General features: G+C 61.1%; 15 protein-coding genes and 1 tRNA gene. 7 read left to right on the forward strand and 9 right to left on the reverse strand.

Annotation, left to right across the window (positions count from 1 at the left end; translation table 11 throughout):
* Window positions 1-103 precede the first annotated feature (103 nt).
* Both murA and ACU5AZ_RS07370 read right to left on the reverse strand, forming a co-directional pair.
* Complete coding sequence (gene murA, locus ACU5AZ_RS07365) at window positions 104-1396, reverse strand: UDP-N-acetylglucosamine 1-carboxyvinyltransferase (protein WP_446825361.1); 1293 nt, start codon at window positions 1394-1396, stop codon at window positions 104-106.
* A 109-nt stretch (window positions 1397-1505) separates the two neighbouring features.
* The gene (locus ACU5AZ_RS07370; RefSeq protein WP_446825362.1) at window positions 1506-1667 is read right to left on the reverse strand and encodes a hypothetical protein; all 162 of its coding nucleotides are present in this window, start codon (window positions 1665-1667) and stop codon (window positions 1506-1508) included.
* A gap of 273 nt (window positions 1668-1940) precedes the next feature.
* On the opposite strand from ACU5AZ_RS07370, the gene ACU5AZ_RS07375 reads away from it, so the two are divergent.
* Window positions 1941-2015: transfer RNA gene (locus ACU5AZ_RS07375), tRNA-Thr, on the forward strand.
* 223 nt (window positions 2016-2238) lie between these two features.
* Here ACU5AZ_RS07375 and ACU5AZ_RS07380 read toward each other — a convergent pair.
* Together ACU5AZ_RS07380 and ACU5AZ_RS07385 are read right to left on the reverse strand one after the other, a co-directional pair.
* Complete coding sequence (locus ACU5AZ_RS07380; protein ID WP_446825363.1) at window positions 2239-2955, reverse strand: glycosyltransferase family 32 protein; 717 nt, start codon at window positions 2953-2955, stop codon at window positions 2239-2241.
* A gap of 31 nt (window positions 2956-2986) precedes the next feature.
* On the reverse strand, window positions 2987-4291 hold the full coding sequence (locus ACU5AZ_RS07385; protein WP_446825364.1) for a Mur ligase family protein: 1305 nt from the start codon (window positions 4289-4291) through the stop codon (window positions 2987-2989).
* Window positions 4292-4358: 67 nt separating this feature from the next.
* Here ACU5AZ_RS07385 and ACU5AZ_RS07390 point away from each other — a divergent pair, with 67 nt between their 5' ends.
* The 5 genes from ACU5AZ_RS07390 to ACU5AZ_RS07410 all read left to right on the forward strand — a co-directional run bounded on the left by ACU5AZ_RS07390 (window position 4359) and on the right by ACU5AZ_RS07410 (window position 10094).
* Window positions 4359-4730, forward strand: coding sequence for a hypothetical protein (locus ACU5AZ_RS07390; protein ID WP_446825365.1), 372 nt, complete (start codon window positions 4359-4361; stop codon window positions 4728-4730).
* A gap of 617 nt (window positions 4731-5347) precedes the next feature.
* Window positions 5348-6922 carry a Re/Si-specific NAD(P)(+) transhydrogenase subunit alpha gene (locus ACU5AZ_RS07395; protein ID WP_446825366.1) on the forward strand — a complete coding sequence of 525 codons (1575 nt, stop codon included), beginning with the start codon at window positions 5348-5350 and terminating at the stop codon, window positions 6920-6922.
* A 17-nt stretch (window positions 6923-6939) separates the two neighbouring features.
* Window positions 6940-8373, forward strand: a complete 1434-nt coding sequence (locus ACU5AZ_RS07400; RefSeq protein ID WP_446825367.1) for an NAD(P)(+) transhydrogenase (Re/Si-specific) subunit beta — start codon at window positions 6940-6942, stop codon at window positions 8371-8373.
* 135 nt (window positions 8374-8508) lie between these two features.
* Window positions 8509-8847, forward strand: coding sequence for a TIGR01244 family sulfur transferase (locus ACU5AZ_RS07405; RefSeq protein ID WP_446825368.1), 339 nt, complete (start codon window positions 8509-8511; stop codon window positions 8845-8847).
* Window positions 8848-8945: 98 nt separating this feature from the next.
* Window positions 8946-10094 carry a hypothetical protein gene (locus tag ACU5AZ_RS07410; protein ID WP_446825369.1) on the forward strand — a complete coding sequence of 383 codons (1149 nt, stop codon included), beginning with the start codon at window positions 8946-8948 and terminating at the stop codon, window positions 10092-10094.
* Between the two features lie 9 nt (window positions 10095-10103).
* On the opposite strand, the gene ACU5AZ_RS07415 is transcribed toward ACU5AZ_RS07410, so the two are convergent.
* Entirely contained in the window at window positions 10104-10940 is an 837-nt protein-coding gene (locus tag ACU5AZ_RS07415) for an NAD-dependent epimerase/dehydratase family protein (RefSeq protein ID WP_446825370.1), read from the reverse strand.
* 107 nt (window positions 10941-11047) lie between these two features.
* Here ACU5AZ_RS07415 and ACU5AZ_RS07420 point away from each other — a divergent pair, with 107 nt between their 5' ends.
* Window positions 11048-11860 (forward strand): cephalosporin hydroxylase family protein, encoded by an 813-nt coding sequence (locus ACU5AZ_RS07420; RefSeq protein WP_446825371.1) that lies wholly within the window; start codon window positions 11048-11050, stop codon window positions 11858-11860.
* Between the two features lie 27 nt (window positions 11861-11887).
* On the opposite strand, the gene ACU5AZ_RS07425 is transcribed toward ACU5AZ_RS07420, so the two are convergent.
* The 4 genes from ACU5AZ_RS07425 to rfbF all read right to left on the reverse strand — a co-directional run bounded on the left by ACU5AZ_RS07425 (window position 11888) and on the right by rfbF (window position 15810).
* Window positions 11888-13138, reverse strand: coding sequence for a glycosyltransferase family A protein (locus ACU5AZ_RS07425; RefSeq protein ID WP_446825372.1), 1251 nt, complete (start codon window positions 13136-13138; stop codon window positions 11888-11890).
* A 108-nt stretch (window positions 13139-13246) separates the two neighbouring features.
* The gene (locus ACU5AZ_RS07430) at window positions 13247-14476 is read right to left on the reverse strand and encodes a methyltransferase domain-containing protein (protein ID WP_446825373.1); all 1230 of its coding nucleotides are present in this window, start codon (window positions 14474-14476) and stop codon (window positions 13247-13249) included.
* Window positions 14473-15036, reverse strand: coding sequence for a dTDP-4-dehydrorhamnose 3,5-epimerase family protein (locus ACU5AZ_RS07435; RefSeq protein WP_446825374.1), 564 nt, complete (start codon window positions 15034-15036; stop codon window positions 14473-14475). Before ACU5AZ_RS07435 ends, ACU5AZ_RS07430 begins: the two co-directional genes overlap by 4 nt.
* Before the next feature lie 3 nt (window positions 15037-15039).
* A complete protein-coding gene (gene rfbF / locus ACU5AZ_RS07440; RefSeq protein WP_446825375.1) occupies window positions 15040-15810 on the reverse strand; it encodes a glucose-1-phosphate cytidylyltransferase in 771 nt (256 codons plus the stop codon).
* Window positions 15811-15934 lie beyond the last annotated feature (124 nt).

Below are 15934 nucleotides of genomic sequence, written 5' to 3' on the forward strand. Positions count from 1 at the left end.
GCAAGGTTTCCATCGTGTCACTTACCGTTAGCGAAGCACATAGGATGCTGCGGCGCAAACCGCAACAGCACGAGGCGGCCGGACGCGGAAATGTGGCGGCGGATCAGTCGCTGACCCGCTCGACGGTGGCACCGCAATTGGTGAGCTTTTCTTCCAGCCGCTCGAAACCGCGATCGAGGTGATAGACACGGCTGACGGTGGTCTCGCCTTCGGCGGCAAGGCCGGCGATGACCAGCGACACCGAAGCGCGAAGATCGGTCGCCATGACCGGCGCGCCGCGCAGCTTCTGGACGCCCTCGATCTTCGCGGTCTGGCCGGAGAGCGAGATCCGCGCGCCGAGGCGGGCCAGCTCCTGCACATGCATGAAGCGGTTTTCGAAAATGGTCTCGGTGATGTGCGAGACGCCGGACGACCGCGTCATCAGCCCCATGAACTGTGCCTGCAGGTCGGTCGGGAAGCCCGGATACGGATCGGTGACCACGTCGACCGGCTTGATGCCGCCGCCATTGCGCACCACGCGGATGCCCGATGCCGTCTCGGTGACTTCGGCGCCGGCGCGGCGGATCGCTTCGAGCGCGGTATCGAGGAGATGCGCATTGGTGCCTTCGAGCGTGACATCGCCGCCCGTCATGGCGACGGCCATGGCGTAGGTGCCCGTCTCGATGCGGTCCGGCAGGACGCGATGGCGCGCGCCGGACAGCGAGGTGACGCCTTCGATCGTGATCGTCGAGGTGCCCTGCCCGGTGATCTTGGCGCCCATGGCATTCAGGCAGTTGGCGAGATCGACGACTTCCGGCTCGCGGGCCGCATTGCCGATCACCGTCGTGCCGCGGGCCAGCGACGCGGCCATCATCATCACATGGGTGGCGCCGACCGACACCTTCGGGAAGGTGTAGCGGGTGCCGACCAGGCCGCCCTTCGGCGCCTTGGCATTGATATAGCCGCTATCGATTTCCATTTCGGCACCGAGTGCCGTCAAGCCCTCGATGAAGAGGTCGACCGGCCGCGTGCCGATGGCGCAGCCGCCCGGAAGAGAGACGCGGGCCTGGCCTTCGCGGGCGAGCAGCGGGCCGATCACCCAGAAGCTGGCGCGCATCTTGGACACGAGATCGTAGGGTGCGGTCGTATCGACGACGGTGCGGCAGGTGAAATGGATGGTGCGGGAATAACTCTCGCCCTGGCTTTCGCGGCGGCCGTTGACGGCGATGTCTACGCCGTGATTGCCGAGGATGCGCATCAGCTGCTCGACGTCGGCCAGATGCGGGACGTTCTCGAGCGTCAGCGTATCGCTGGTCAGGAGCGAGGCGATCATCAGCGGCAGCGCAGCGTTCTTGGCGCCCGAGATCGGGATTATACCGTTAAGCGGATTGCCGCCGATGATCCTGATGCGATCCATGTAAACCTACGGGCCGATTTTCGCGCCCGCCTTTCCTATTCATAAAGATTGGGATGGGTCTTTAGATGATTAAGTCCGCGCATTCAATTGAAAGCGGCACGGTTGTCCGTCACGATTCGTCCGATTTTACGGCGGGAAGCCCGTCCGTCTCGTCGGCATCGCCGGCCCGGCGCGAACGCGCCTGCGTCTTGCGGCGCATCAGGTTTTCCCGCAGCTTTGCCGCCGCACGCGCCTTGCGCTGCTCCGCCGCCCGCTCGGCCGCGGTTTTCACAGTCTTTCCACCGTCTTTTGCATTTTTCGAAGACACAGAGCTTCGTCCTCAATTGCCAATCTCACGGCCCGCGCCGCCTGGGCCGGACCGCCTATCCTGGCGACGTTCTAGCGAAATATTCGCCCGTGCAAAAGCCGCCCTACAGCAATTGCCAAAAGTGGCGACCTGAAGCAAAATTGTCCACCGTTGCGCAATTTGCAGCTTGCGCTCGCCCCAAACCTGTGGCAATAGCCGCCCCGACCGCAAGGAACGAAGCAACCTGCTTCACAATCAGCTGCTATAGCTCAGGGGTAGAGCACTCCCTTGGTAAGGGAGAGGCCGAGAGTTCAAATCTCTCTAGCAGCACCATTATTTCCCCTTGAATTTATTATTCTTCTTGCGTTTGCACTTGCGGCAGTTAAGGCACGAAGGCGGCGCGTGATGAAAGCAAATCCGCCATCGGGCTGGTCCAAATCACGGCATGACAGCCAGTTAGAATAGGTCTCTTCGCCGAGGCAGTGCTCCGTAGAAACCAACACAAATGCGTTGCCGCCGACAATGTTTGACTTGTCCGCAACGGTCGAGCTTCTCCCTAAAGTTTCTTGAATTTGCCTGCTCGCCTAAGGCGTTTGCGCGCCAGCGAGGCGTAGACGGCAGCACGCTTAGCGACAAGCTTGGACCATAGTGTCGCCGATTCGTAAGCACCCACCGTTTCACCGAACATCTGACGCGCGTAGACCTTGCCGTCGCCACGATAGGCGCGCCCTGTAAAATGCTCCGGAATCAAAACATGTGACGGCCAGATGACTATGTCTGGCTGATGTTTTTCGATCATCTCTGCAACAAAAAGGTTTCCGGTCTCCCGCCACGGATGGTCGAGGTATAGGGGGTCGCGAGCCTTCAACGTATCTATGATCAAGCGCAGAAAGGGGTGACCAGATGCGGCGGCGACGATTGGAGCGACAAGCTGACCCCGCAGAAATTCGTTCTCGTAGACCGTATAGAGCTCCCCGTCATCATGGAAAAGTTCGTCAATCGGGTGGATGCATATTGAGTCCGCACCGGCGATATATCCACCGTTGCGGAAGAGAATTTCGTAACGGATAAGATCGGCCGCGCCCGCATACCAACCCCGCTTCATGTATTCATCGATTTGCGGTTGCGTCTCCAATCCCGCCTGACGAACCCAGTCATCGTCATAAAATGCGTATTCCCAGCCGGGGTGTTTTTCTGTCCAGCTTTGCATCCATTCCATGGGAGCCCGTTTAGGGCCTATCCAGATATGACCGAGACGCTTCGGGATTTTCATCGCTCTCCTTCTGGCAAACAGCCAACCACGATCAATCCATCTTGAGTGGAATTCCTGCACGCTTCCTGGCACGGCGAACGCGCGAATGTTCCTGCAACGGAAAGTTATACAGTCCGCAATCGGCACAGCCAATCGTATATCCACAACGATATTCCCAGCAGCGCACCTCTTCCCGGAAAGACATCCCAATTCGTTCCAGATGGAAAGCACTCGCCCCCTTGACGAGTATGGCTTCGCCAGGAATCGCGGTTGCACGGATGTATTCCCGTGCGGCGAGGACATCATCAAATGCTTTAAACCGTCCGGCCTCGCGATCGTCCCTACTTGCCCCGGATCGATGAGCGTTTTCGCCGACAAAAATGACCTCGTCGGCGACTGCTGCCGCCAAGGCATAGACTGAACTGTAAGCCTTTCTGGAACGAAAACTGTAGTCCGAGAGATGGCCGATAACAGCACGCTTTCGGGGAGCGCGCGCCTCCGCCAGAAGATCAAGGGCTATCGGGATTGAATGATAGGATCCCTTGATGTCCAAAATAAACATCGGCCCGCCGGGGATCTGCACAATCTCGCAGCGGTTGTGAACAGTGGGAACCTCGCCAATACGCTCGGCTGCTTCAGACGGAGGGACGCCCAATTCCACCGCGGCCGCAAAGGCTGCCGCGATGTCGTGGGCAAAATGCCTGCCCGCCAAGCTTGACCGTATAGGGAACCGACCATGAGAGCACTCCACGACAACGACAAGAGGATTTGGGAAAGTGAACGAAACCTCAGCGATCCTGTAGTCAAACGCCCCGTTCGCGCCGAACAAGACCGTGCGCGCATCGGTTCGTCCCGCCATGGCTGCGACACGTGGATCGTCGCCGTTGAGAATTGCCAACCCGTCAGCAGGCAGCGCCGCCACCAAGTCGCTTTTTTCCGCCGCTATTGCCTCCAAAGTCCTGAATGCAGAATGATGTTCACGCGCGACCATGGTGACAACGGCAACATCCGGCCTGATCACAGCTGCGATACTCCGAATACTGCCGGGGACCGTTGCTCCCGCTTCGAAGACCGCAATTTCGGCATGACGACGAAGACGGGACAACCTCCTGATAATGTCGGGAAACGTATTATATATATCCGACCCGCTTACACGGTACTTTTTCGAAAGGGCGCGGCTGATCAATCGTGTCGTCGTCGTCTTTCCGGAACTTCCTGTCACCGCGACGATCCGGCCCGTTGCAAGATCACGCCGTACCTTCGCGACAGCCCAGAAGAACCCATCCGAAGAGCGCTTGACCAGCGACCGTCGCCAAGGGCGCGTTTTCGTTCGAAAAAATCCTTGCTTTGAAAACATATTAGCTCTGAAACGCCCTAAGTCCAAAATTATCAAAGGCGTCTATTTCTTGGCACGAAGCCACTACATGATCAATTCGATACGCGATTTTCCGAAGTCGCAATTTTCCATTTCTGCCCGGAGTGACCTTGCTCTTGACACTGGGATATCCGGTCCGCGATCTCCGGAACAATTGGGCGCGTTCCCTTCGGAACCAGAGTTTCACATCGGCTTAGTGCGCGATGACTGCGCAGGGTTATCCTACCTGGGCGCCCGAAATCCCGTGGTGATGTTGGCAGAGCAAATAAAGAAGCTAAGGGAAGATTGGAAAGGTGTGGCTGGAGGTCGCAGTCGGCTCAAGGTCGGCACCTTCTCGTCTGAGGATCGCAAGGACGAGGCAATCGCGAGAAAGGAATGTATTGAAACTGTGAACTTGGAAGATGATGTCAGAGACAGCTAGCAAGCGCCTTCCTTGACACGAAGGCTGCACACAACTCTTTACAAGAGCTGAAAATTACTACAATATAATCAATAGTTATTTCACAAAATATCAGATTTCAAATCTCTCTAGCAGCACCATTTTTGCTGACAAGCTTCCATAAAATCACAACAATAGCACCAAGTCGTGGCCCGTAGACCTTGAACGGCTCCCGCCGCATCGGTGGACTGCCGCTCATCGCCACAAACGAAAAAGGGCCGCGCGGATTGCTCCGCGGCGGCCCGGAACAAGCATTGGCGGCCCCGTGCCTTTGCTTATTCGATGGCCAGTTCTCGCATAGATTCTTTAATGGCTGATTAACGAAATGCATCTGACACGGTCAGAAAGTCGAGGATTTGACCGGGCGGAGGGCGAATGCCCCATCGGGACATGCCACGCTGATCGGCGCGGGGCGCCTGCAAACCGGAATTTGTCGCATTTGGGCAAAACTTGATCGAAAACCGGCCAATTGTTGGAATGCGACAGCTTGCGTACCGTGCGGTTCGCCCCTAAGACATGGCGACGATATCCGCGGCTCGGCTGCGGTGACGTCAGGAGCGGTCAGCCGCTTTTCGAGAGGGTTTGGAGGACAACAATCAATGTACATAGGCTCACCCAAGGAGACCTTTGCCGGGGAGTCGCGCGTCGCGATGACACCGGACAGTGCCAGGCAGCTGCAGAAGCTCGGCTATGAGTGCGTGATCGAGACCTGCGCTGGCAAAGCCGCCGGCTTTTCCGACGAGACCTACGCCAATGCCGGCGTGACCGTCGTCGAGAACGCCGAAGCGCTTTACGCGAAGGCGGACGTCATCGCCAAGGTGCGGCCGCCGGAGACGAATGAGGTCGCCCGCCTTTCTGCCGGCAAGACATTGATTTCCTTCTTCTACCCGGCACAGAACAAGGATCTCCTGGACGCCGCCTCCGCAACCGGCGCGAACGTGATCGCCATGGACATGGTGCCGCGCATCTCGCGCGCCCAGAAGATGGACGCGCTGTCCTCGATGGCCAATATCGCCGGCTACCGCGCCGTGATCGAGGCCGGCAACAATTTCGGTCGCTTCTTCACCGGCCAGGTAACGGCCGCCGGCAAGATCCCGCCGGCCAAGGTGCTGGTCATCGGCGCCGGCGTCGCCGGTCTTGCCGCCGTCGGCACCAGCGTTTCGCTCGGCGCCATCACCTATGCCTTCGACGTTCGCCCGGAAGTCGCCGAGCAGATCGAATCCATGGGCGCCCAGTTCGTCTTCCTTGATTTCGAAGGCCCGGCCCAGGACGGCGCGGCGACGGGCGGCTATGCAGCCCCCTCCTCACCGGAATTCCGCGAAGCGCAGCTGAAGAAGTTCCGCGAGATCGCGCCCGAGATCGATATCGTCATCACCACGGCGCTGATCCCCGGCCGCGACGCGCCGAAGCTCTGGCTGGCCGACATGGTCGCCGCCATGAAGCCCGGTTCGGTCGTCGTCGACCTTGCCGCCGAACGCGGCGGCAATTGCGATCTCACGGTCGCCGACCAGAAGGTGGTTTCCGAGAACGGCGTTACCGTCATCGGCTACACGGATTTCCCGAGCCGCATGGCCGCGCAGTCGTCGACGCTCTATTCCACCAATATCCGCCACATGATGACGGACCTGACGCCGGCCAAGGACGGCAAGCTCGTCCACAACATGGAAGACGACGTCATCCGTGGAGCGACGGTCGCCTACCAGGGTGAGATCACCTTCCCGCCGCCGCCGCCGAAGATCCAGGCGATCGCCGCGCAGAAGCCGAAGGAGAAGGCCAAGGAGCTGACGCCCGAGGAAAAGCGTGCGGCCGAAACCGCCGCCTTCAAGAAGGCAACGCGCCAGCAGGTGAGCCTGCTGGTCGTCGGTGGTGCGCTGATCCTTCTCGCCGGTTATTTCGCGCCGGCAAGCTTCATGTCGCACTTCATCGTCTTCGTGCTCTCCTGCTTCGTCGGCTTCCAGGTGATCTGGAACGTGTCGCATTCGCTGCACACGCCGCTGATGGCAGTCACGAACGCCATCTCCTCCATCATCATCCTCGGCGCGCTGATGCAGATCGGCTCGGGAAGCGTGCTGGTGGCGGTGCTCGGCGCGCTCTCCGTCTTCATGGCGGGGATCAATATTTTCGGTGGCTTCATGGTCACCAGGCGCATGCTCGCCATGTTCCAGAAGTCGTGATGGGGAGGGCTTGAGCCATGGAATACGGATTTACCACGGCGGCCTATGTGGTCGCAGCCGTCCTCTTCATCCAGTCGCTGGGCGGACTTTCGGGACAGGAAAGCGCCAAGCGCGCGGTCTGGTACGGCATTGTCGGCATGGGCCTCGCGGTTCTCGCGACGCTTTACGGCCCGGGCGCCGGCAACTGGCTGCTGTCGCTGATCATGATCGTCATCGGCGGCGCGATCGGCTGGGTCGTCGCCCAGCGCGTGCAGATGACCGAAATGCCGCAGCTCGTCGCCGCCATGCATTCGCTGGTCGGCCTTGCGGCGGTGCTGATCGGCTTCAACACGCATATCGAGCTCATCCGCCTTGCCGGCATGGATGAGACGGCCCGCCAGGCGCTCACCGGCTTTGCCGCCGTCATCGCGCACAAGAGCCCGGTCGAAATCAACATCCTGCGCGTCGAGACCTTCCTCGGTATCTTCATCGGCGCCGTGACCTTCACCGGCTCGGTCATCGCCTTCGGCAAGCTTGCCGGCAAGGTGGATGGCAAGGCGAAGAAGCTGCCGGGCGGCCATGCCCTGAATGCGGCCGCGGCGATCCTCTCGCTCGTCATGCTGTTCGTCTATCTCTCGTCCGGCTCGACGCTGGCGATCGTCATCGTGACGCTCGCCGCCCTGTTCATCGGCTACCACCTGATCATGGGTATCGGCGGCGCAGACATGCCGGTCGTCGTCTCGATGCTGAACTCGTATTCGGGCTGGGCGGCGGCGGCCATCGGCTTCTCGCTGTCGAACGACCTGTTGATCGTCGTCGGCGCGTTGGTCGGCTCGTCGGGCGCCATCCTGTCCTACATCATGTGCAAGGCCATGAACCGCTCCTTCATCTCGGTCATCCTCGGCGGCTTCGGCGGCTCGAAGGGTCCGGCGATGGAAGTCGAGGGCGAGCAGATCGCCATCGATGCCGAAGGGGTCGCAGCAGCGCTCAACGATGCCGACAGCATCATCATCGTTCCGGGCTACGGCATGGCCGTCGCCCAGGCCCAGGGCGCGGTCTCCGACCTCACCCGCAAGCTGCGCGCGAGCGGCAAGGAGGTTCGCTTCGCGATCCACCCGGTCGCCGGACGCCTGCCCGGCCACATGAACGTGCTGCTGGCGGAAGCCAAGGTCCCCTACGACATCGTTATGGAAATGGACGAGATCAACGAGGACTTCCCGCAGACCGACGTCGTCATCGTCATCGGCTCGAACGACATCGTCAATCCGGCCGCACAGGAAGACCCGAATTCGCCGATCGCCGGCATGCCGGTTCTGGAAGTGTGGAAGGCCAAGCAGGTGTTTGTCTCGAAGCGCGGCCAGGGCACCGGCTATTCCGGCATCGAAAACCCGCTGTTCTACAAGGACAACACCCGCATGTTCTACGGTGATGCCCGGGATTCGATCAGCAAGCTGGTCAATCTGATCGACTGATAAGCCCACCAACTGCAGGTAATTTTCGGCGCCCCGGTCCTCGTGACCGGGGCGCTTTCGTTTTGCGCCTTGATTTTTACATATTGTTTTTCATATGTATATTCAGTTCCGCTCCCAGACCAAAGGAAAGACCCCATGAGCATCCGGTCGATCGATAACAGTTTTGCCGTCACGGGCCAGATCAAGCAGGCCGATATTCCCGCCATCGCCGATGCAGGCTACGTCGCCATCGTCTGCATGCGTCCCGACCGCGAAGGTTTCTTCCAGCCGGCCTTCGACGAGATCCGGGCCGCCGCAGAAGCCCGCAACCTGAAGGCCCATTATCTGCCGGTCGTGCCGGGCTCGATGCCGGTCGACGCGGCGAAGCAGTTGAAACAGATTCTCCGCGAGGCCGAAGGACCGGTGCTGGCCTATTGCGCCTCCGGCAACCGCTGCACCATGGTCTATCAGCTGGCCCAGCAGGCAGGCGGCTGAGCCGCCTGACAGCCCCGCAGCACAGGTTCGGTCAAGTTTGGTTTTCTAGACAGGACGTGATGAACTGGGGCGCCGTGTCCGGACGGCGATGATGAGCCATGCCGAAGCTTTCGATCTGCATACCCGTCGAACCGGGTTATTCTCCGCCGCTTCACCTTGTCCAGAGCCTGCTTGCAAAGCGTGACGCCGACCTCCAGATTATCGTCGCGCCCTATATGGATACCTGCAGCGCGGCAACCGAACTGTACGACATAGCCGCCCGCGACCCGCGCCTCGTCATCCTGCCGAGCGCACCGGAGAACATCTCGGCCGCCAATCTGTGGATTGGGACGGTGGCGGCGGTCACCGGCGAATGGCTGACACTGGTCAGGCCCGGCGACATGATCGAGCCGGATCTCGCCGATGTGCTTGCCTATCTCGATCGGGCGCTTCCCGGAACCGACGCGCTTGGCTGGAACAGTTTCCAGATCGACGCCAGCCACCCGCGCGATGTGGCGGCATCGATCGCCATCCCCCGTCAGCACCATATTACGGCGATGGACAAAACGCCGATGCTGCAGGCGTTCTTCCTGTGGGCCGGCGCGCATGATACGCCCACCATGCCCTTCGGCCTGTTCCACGGCGCGATCAAACGGACACTGCTCGAGACCATTCTCGCCAATTCGGGACCATTGAGCTGGCTCACTCCGCTTCCGCAATATGAATGGTCTGCCCGTGTGCTGATGTTCTCCGAGCAGATGGCGCTCAGCTACCGGCCGCTTTCGGCTATCGACTTCAGACCCTATCAGCCGCTGGCCATACCCTCGCCGCTCGAAGGCTTTCCCTTCAATGCCGGCATCGGCGTGACGGCGGCGATCGCCGACATCCAGGCGCGGCTGCTCACCGATCTCGGCAGCCCCTGGAATGGCTTCGGCGAGGACTTCATCCGCGCCTGCCTGATCGACTGCATGAAGACCCATGACCGGGCCGCGTTCGACGTGAAGGTGGCGGCGTATCGCGAGGCTCTCGCCCGTTGTGGCGACGGGCGTTTCGCCCAGGCCTTCGCGCCCGAATACAACCCCATGCCGAGGCCAGACAGGCGACGGGGCGTGCAGGGACAGGTTCTGCTCGCCGACCGCTTCCTCGGCAATGCCGTCACCGCGCAGGAATTCTATGCGGCGGCCAACGGCGTTCTCTCGGCGATCAAGGTGGTCACCGGCAAGGCACTTACGCCGCGCGAGGAACAGGCGTTTCTCGACGTCGGCTGAAAGTCCTCATCAAATCTGCAGATTGGGAACACCGACGATTGCCGGCGGATCGGCGGGATGCGGCGGCGCCGTACCGAACTCCAGCAGGTCGCGTCGGCCGTATTCGTCGGCAATGCGTTCCGCCATCTGCCGGATCGTCACCGGACGACCGGAACAGATGTTGACAGGTCCGGGCTGGCCGCTCTCGACCACGCGGGCGATCATGCGACCCGCCTCCGCAACATCGAGGAAGTCCCGGATCTGCGTTCCGGCCGAAAGCTTCGCGACCTCGCCGGCCTCCAGCTGCGCCCGCAGGTAGGGCACCAGTCGACCCGGACTCTCGTGCTCGCCATAGAGATGAAACAGGCGGCACCACGAGAAGGCTGTCCCGGTCGCGGCGAAATAGTGCTGGAGCATATGAAAAAGACCGAGCTTGGCCGCCGAATAGACATTGGACGGCTCCAGCGGCGCCGCCACCTCCAGATGCGCCGAGGGCAGCCGATATTCCATGCAGGTGCCGATGCCCACGAAATGCCTCACGCCCGCGGCCACTGCGCCCTGCGCGAGCGTCAGGCTGCCGGAAACGCAATCGAAGTTGACCGGCGAGGAATAGAACTGCCCGGGCACCACATGCCAGGCGGCATGAACGACGACTTCGACGCCATCACAGGCTTTTCGCCACCACTCCAGGCTTTCGGCAAAGAGATCCGCGGTCTCGACCACACGGGCTGACGCCGCGATCCCGGCGATGCGGGCACTGCTGCCGGGCCGCAGGACGAGGACCAGCTCGTGGCCTTGAGCCTGGAGCGCGGCTGCGACCTGCCGTCCGACAAAACCCGATCCGCCCGTCAACAGAATGCGCCCCATGAATGCTCCCGATGGATTAGTTCGTGGGAAAACTAACCGCAGCGCTCGCCAAAGGAAACCCGCTTCGCATAGAGTGTCGGCAAGGGAATCAGGACGCCGAGGGAAACATGGATCCGATCGAAGAATTCCGCCAGTCGGTTGCCAAGAGCATCGAGGAGATCGGGAACGACCGGGACTTCCTTGGTCTCTCCAACATCTGGATGCGCGAATCTGTCCGTCATCGCTATCCCTACAACTTCTCCTGGCTCGGCCGTCCGGTGATCCAGATCCCGCAGGATCTCTACGCCACCCAGGAACTCGTCTGGGCCTGCCGTCCGGATCTCATCATCGAGACCGGTATCGCCCATGGCGGTTCGCTGATCATGAGCGCTTCCATGCTCGCCATGCTCGACTACTGCGACGCCGTCGAACAGGGCACGACGCTCGATCCGAAGGCATCGAAGCGCAAGGTCATTGGCGTCGACATCGACATCCGCGCCCATAACCGCAAGGCAATCGAGGCGCATCCGCTGAGCCACAAGATCCAGATGTTCCAAGGCTCGTCCATCGCTCAGGAGATCGTCGACCAGGTGAAGGCGGCGGCCGAAGGCTACGAACGGGTGATGGTCTTCCTCGATTCCAACCACACGCACGACCACGTGCTGGAAGAGCTGGAGCACTACGCGCCGCTGACCACCAAGGGCTCCTATTGCGTCGTGTGGGATACGGTGGTCGAGGACTATCCCGACGAGTTGTCGCCGAACCGGCCCTGGGGCAAGGGCGACAATCCAAAGACTGCCGTCTGGGAATACATGAAGCGCGTTGCAAACGAAGGCCGGACAGCCGCCGACGGCAGCCCACTTACCTTCGAGATCGACAAGACGATCGAGCACAAGATCGTCTTCTCCGCCGGGCCGGACGGCTTCCTGAAGCGGGTCTGACCGACCCGCTTCCCGGCCGATACAGCGTCAGGCGCGGCGGGCGCGCTGCTCCTGCGTGAGTGCATCCCAGAAGAACTTCAGACCACCCTCCGGAACTTCCATCTGGTCAGCCGGGCGCACCAGAGCGCGGATGACGTCGAATATTCCGGCGGCGGAATCCGTACCGGCAATGTCCTGGTCGATGTAGAAACCATTCTCGGTAAAGCCCGACGTCACGACGAATTCCGGGCTGACCTGCGGCTTGAATTTCGGCGCGAAGTGCGCGGCATATTTGCCGCCCTTCCAGGCCTTGAACGCAGCCGCGTAGGCGCTCACCGCCAGATCGAACATCTCGCGATCCTGGTACTTTTCAACATCCTTGGCAGCCGCCTTGGCGAAGTTGATCTCCCAGCCGTCATGCGGGCGCTTGTAGGTTTCCTTGAACCAGTGCTGCGTCTCGAGAATGGTCGCCGAGGTTCCGAGCATGCTCTTGAACGGAAAACCGCCCAACCCGTCGGTGGTCAGATAGTCCCGTCCGGCCTCCGCGATGAAGACCTCCGTCTTTTTCCTGAAGTCCGAGAAGTCGACGCAGCCGTTGGAATTGCTCTTCGGGCAACTGCCCATGACCGAGAACGGACGCCGGCTGAAGGCAAAGTTGTCGGCAATCGCGATCACCTTGAAGGCATTGTCGTAGTCGACCACCGGATGCTCGAAATAGCGGCCGCCAAAGGTGGCCTTGATCCGGTCCATGAGCCTGCGCGAAATCGCCGAATGATAGACGGAAAAGCCGGCGGATGGCGTGTGCGTCGCGCCGTTCCAGCCGAACATGCGCCGCTGCAGCTCGTCGCGCGGATATTTGACGACATAGGCCTCTGCCGGCACGAAGACACCGATCTTCCCACGGCTTTCCGACGGCCACATATAGGCGGTGGAGCTCCAGCAGAGAGCGTCGATGGTCGGATCGTTCTCTGCAAGCTTTGCGGCCAGCTCGGCGAAGTCCGGGTCGGCATAGTCGTCGTCGCCGATGAAGGTGATCCAGTCGCCGGTGGCCGCCTCCATGGTCCGCTCCCAATTGTCGACCATCGCCAGCGTCCGGTCTTCCGATGGCAGATAAACGATGCGGGGGTCGCCGGCATAGGCCTGCATGAACGTGTTCATGATCTCCGGCTCGTCCGAATTGTCGGCCAGGACGAACTGCACGTCGGTGCGCTCGCTCTTCGCCAGCGCGGCAATCAGGTTCTGGAAATAGAACTGGCGGTTCCGCGAGGGAACACAGATCGAATATCTCGGCGTCGTCATCGTCTGTTTTCCTCTATGTTTCTCATGTCTTGTTGCGCGAACGGGCCTTGGCCGGTGCTTTCACGCGATCGTCCGCTCCTACTTTGGTGGAGTCCAATTCAGGTCGCTTCACCCATGCACCGTCAGCTCCGGCACCGCCGTCACAAACCTCCCACCCCAGTCTTTGATATACGAAAGCTGGTTCTCGATTTCGGTCTTGAGATTCCATGGCAGGATGACCACCCTTTCAGGTTTGCGTGCCTTGAGCACATCTTCGGAGACGATCGGAATCCGGCTGCCGGGCATGAACATGTCCTGCTTGGCGGGATTGCGATCGACGACGAACGGCAGCAAGTCCGGCTTGATGCCTGCGAAATTCATCAGCGTGTTGCCCTTGGCGGCAGCGCCGTAGGCGGCAACCGTCACGCCCTGGCGCTGGCAGTCGATCAGGAAGGACAGGAAGTCGTTGCGCACGCGCTGGGCCTGTTCCTGGAAGCCGGCATAGTAGCCGATGTCGCGCATGCCGGCCTTTTCTTCCGCCGCCAGCATGGCCGCGACATTCGGAGAGACCGGTCGGGCAATACCGTCGGACCGGCAGGCGAAGACCCGCAGGCTTCCGCCGTGCCAGGGTGTGGTCTCGACGTCGAAGACGGTCAGGCCGTTCTTCTCGAAGAGACCGACAACCGCCGTCAGCGAGAGGTAGGAATAGTGTTCGTGATAAGCCGTATCGAACTGGCTCTCGGCGACCATGTTGAGGAGATGCGGGAATTCGAAAGTGGAGACGCCGGCGGGTTTCAGGATGCGGGCGAAGCCGGAGACGAAGTCATTGATATCCGGGACATGCGCCAGCACATTGTTGGCGGCCGTCAAGTCGGCCTGCCAGCCGTCGGCCGCAAGCTTTTCGGCCAGAGGCACGCCGAAGAATTCCTCGACGATCTCGATGCCTTTCTTGCGGGCGGCGGCAGCCGTGCTCGATGTCGGCTCGACGCCCAGGCAGGCGATGCCCTTTTCCTTCACATATTGCAGGAGGTAGCCGTCGTTGGCGGCAACCTCGACGACCCTCGACTGCGGCCCCAGATCGAAGCGCGACGCCATGGCCTCGACATAGGATTTGGCGTGCGCCAGCCAGGACGTGGAGAAAGAGGAGAAATAGGCGTAGTTTTCCGAGAAGAAGACCTCGCGGCCGGCGAAATCCTCGGTCTGGACGAGGAGGCATGCCTCGCAGACGCGGATGACCAGCGGATACCAGGACTCAGGTTCTCCGAGTCTCGCCTTGGTCACATAAGAATTCGACGGCGGGGCCGTGCCGAGATCCAGGAATGGCGACAGGCTCTCAGACCCGCAATGGCGGCACTTCATACGATCACTCCCTGAAACTCGGGCCCGAGCGGCGGATGGCCCGCATCGCGCGGCGACAGATTGCGGATCGGCAGCGGCCAGTCGATGCCAAGTGCCGCGTCCCGGCAGTCGAGACCGCCTTCGGCTTCCGCGCTGTAGGCGGCGGAATGCAGGTAGACCATGCGCACGTCATCTCTCAGCGTCTGGAACCCATGGGCAAAGCCGCGCGGGATCATCAGCGATCGGGCGCTGTCCTCGGACAGTTCGACCGCATGGTGTTTCAGAAACGTCGGCGAGCCGCATCGGATGTCGACGACGACATCGAGGACCGCGCCGCGCGTACAGGTGACCAGCTTGATCTCCGCATGTGGCGGGTTCTGATAGTGCATGCCGCGCACCGTGCCGGCCTCCGCGGTGCCGGTCTCGTTGACCTGAGCCACCGGGCCATCCCAGCCGCACTCGGCCAGTTCATCGGCGCAGAAGAGCCGGGTCAGATAGCCGCGATCGTCGCCGAGCCGCTTGCGCTCCAGCACAAGCAGTCCCTCCAGCGGCGTCTTGGTGACTGCGAACCGGCCTGCCATCGCCTACCAGTTCTTCCAGGGCGCTTTGCCGCTTGCCCACATGGCTTCCAACTGGTTCTTGTCGCGCAGCGTGTCCATCGGCTGCCAGAAACCATGATGGAAGAAGGCCTTCAGCTCGCCGTCGCTGGCGAGGCTCATCAGCGGCTCGGATTCCCACGGCTGATGATCACCCTCGATGCGGTCGATGACCTTGGGCGAGAGGACGAAGAATCCGCCATTGATGAAGCCGCCCTCGCCTTCCGGCTTTTCGACAAAGCCGTCGACGCTGTCGCCATCAAGCTTCAGCGCGCCGTAGCGGGCGGGCGGGCGCACGGCGGTCACCGTTGCCAGCCGGCCGTGGCTCTTGTGGAAACGGATCGTCTCGGCGATGTCGACGTCGCTGACGCCGTCGCCATAGGTGAAGCAGAAGGCGTCCTCGCCTTCCAGATAGGAGGCGACGCGCTTCAGGCGGCCGCCCGTCATGGTTTCCTCGCCGGTATTGACCAGGGTCACCCGCCAGTTCTCCGCATATTTACGGTGGAACTGCAGCTGGTTGCGCTCCAGGTCGAAGGTGATGTCCGACATGTGCAGGCCGTAATTGGCGAAGTATTCCTTGATCACATAGCCGCGAAAGCCGCAGCAGATGATGAAATCGCTGATGCCATAGCCATGGTAGAGCTTCATGATGTGCCAGAGGATCGGCCGGCCGCCGATCTCGACCATGGGCTTCGGGCGCAGATGCGTTTCTTCGGAGATGCGTGTGCCGAGCCCGCCGGCGAGAATGACCGCCTTCATGCCCTGCTCCCGGACCGGACGCCGCATGCCGGCATCAGCCCGTCAATTCGTCTTGCAATTTCCAACGCAGACATGCCCCATCGCCCGGTCGATACAGTTTTCCGGTATCGACCTTAAGCAATGA

The sequence above is a fragment of the Rhizobium sp. PAMB 3182 genome, from assembly GCF_052908355.1.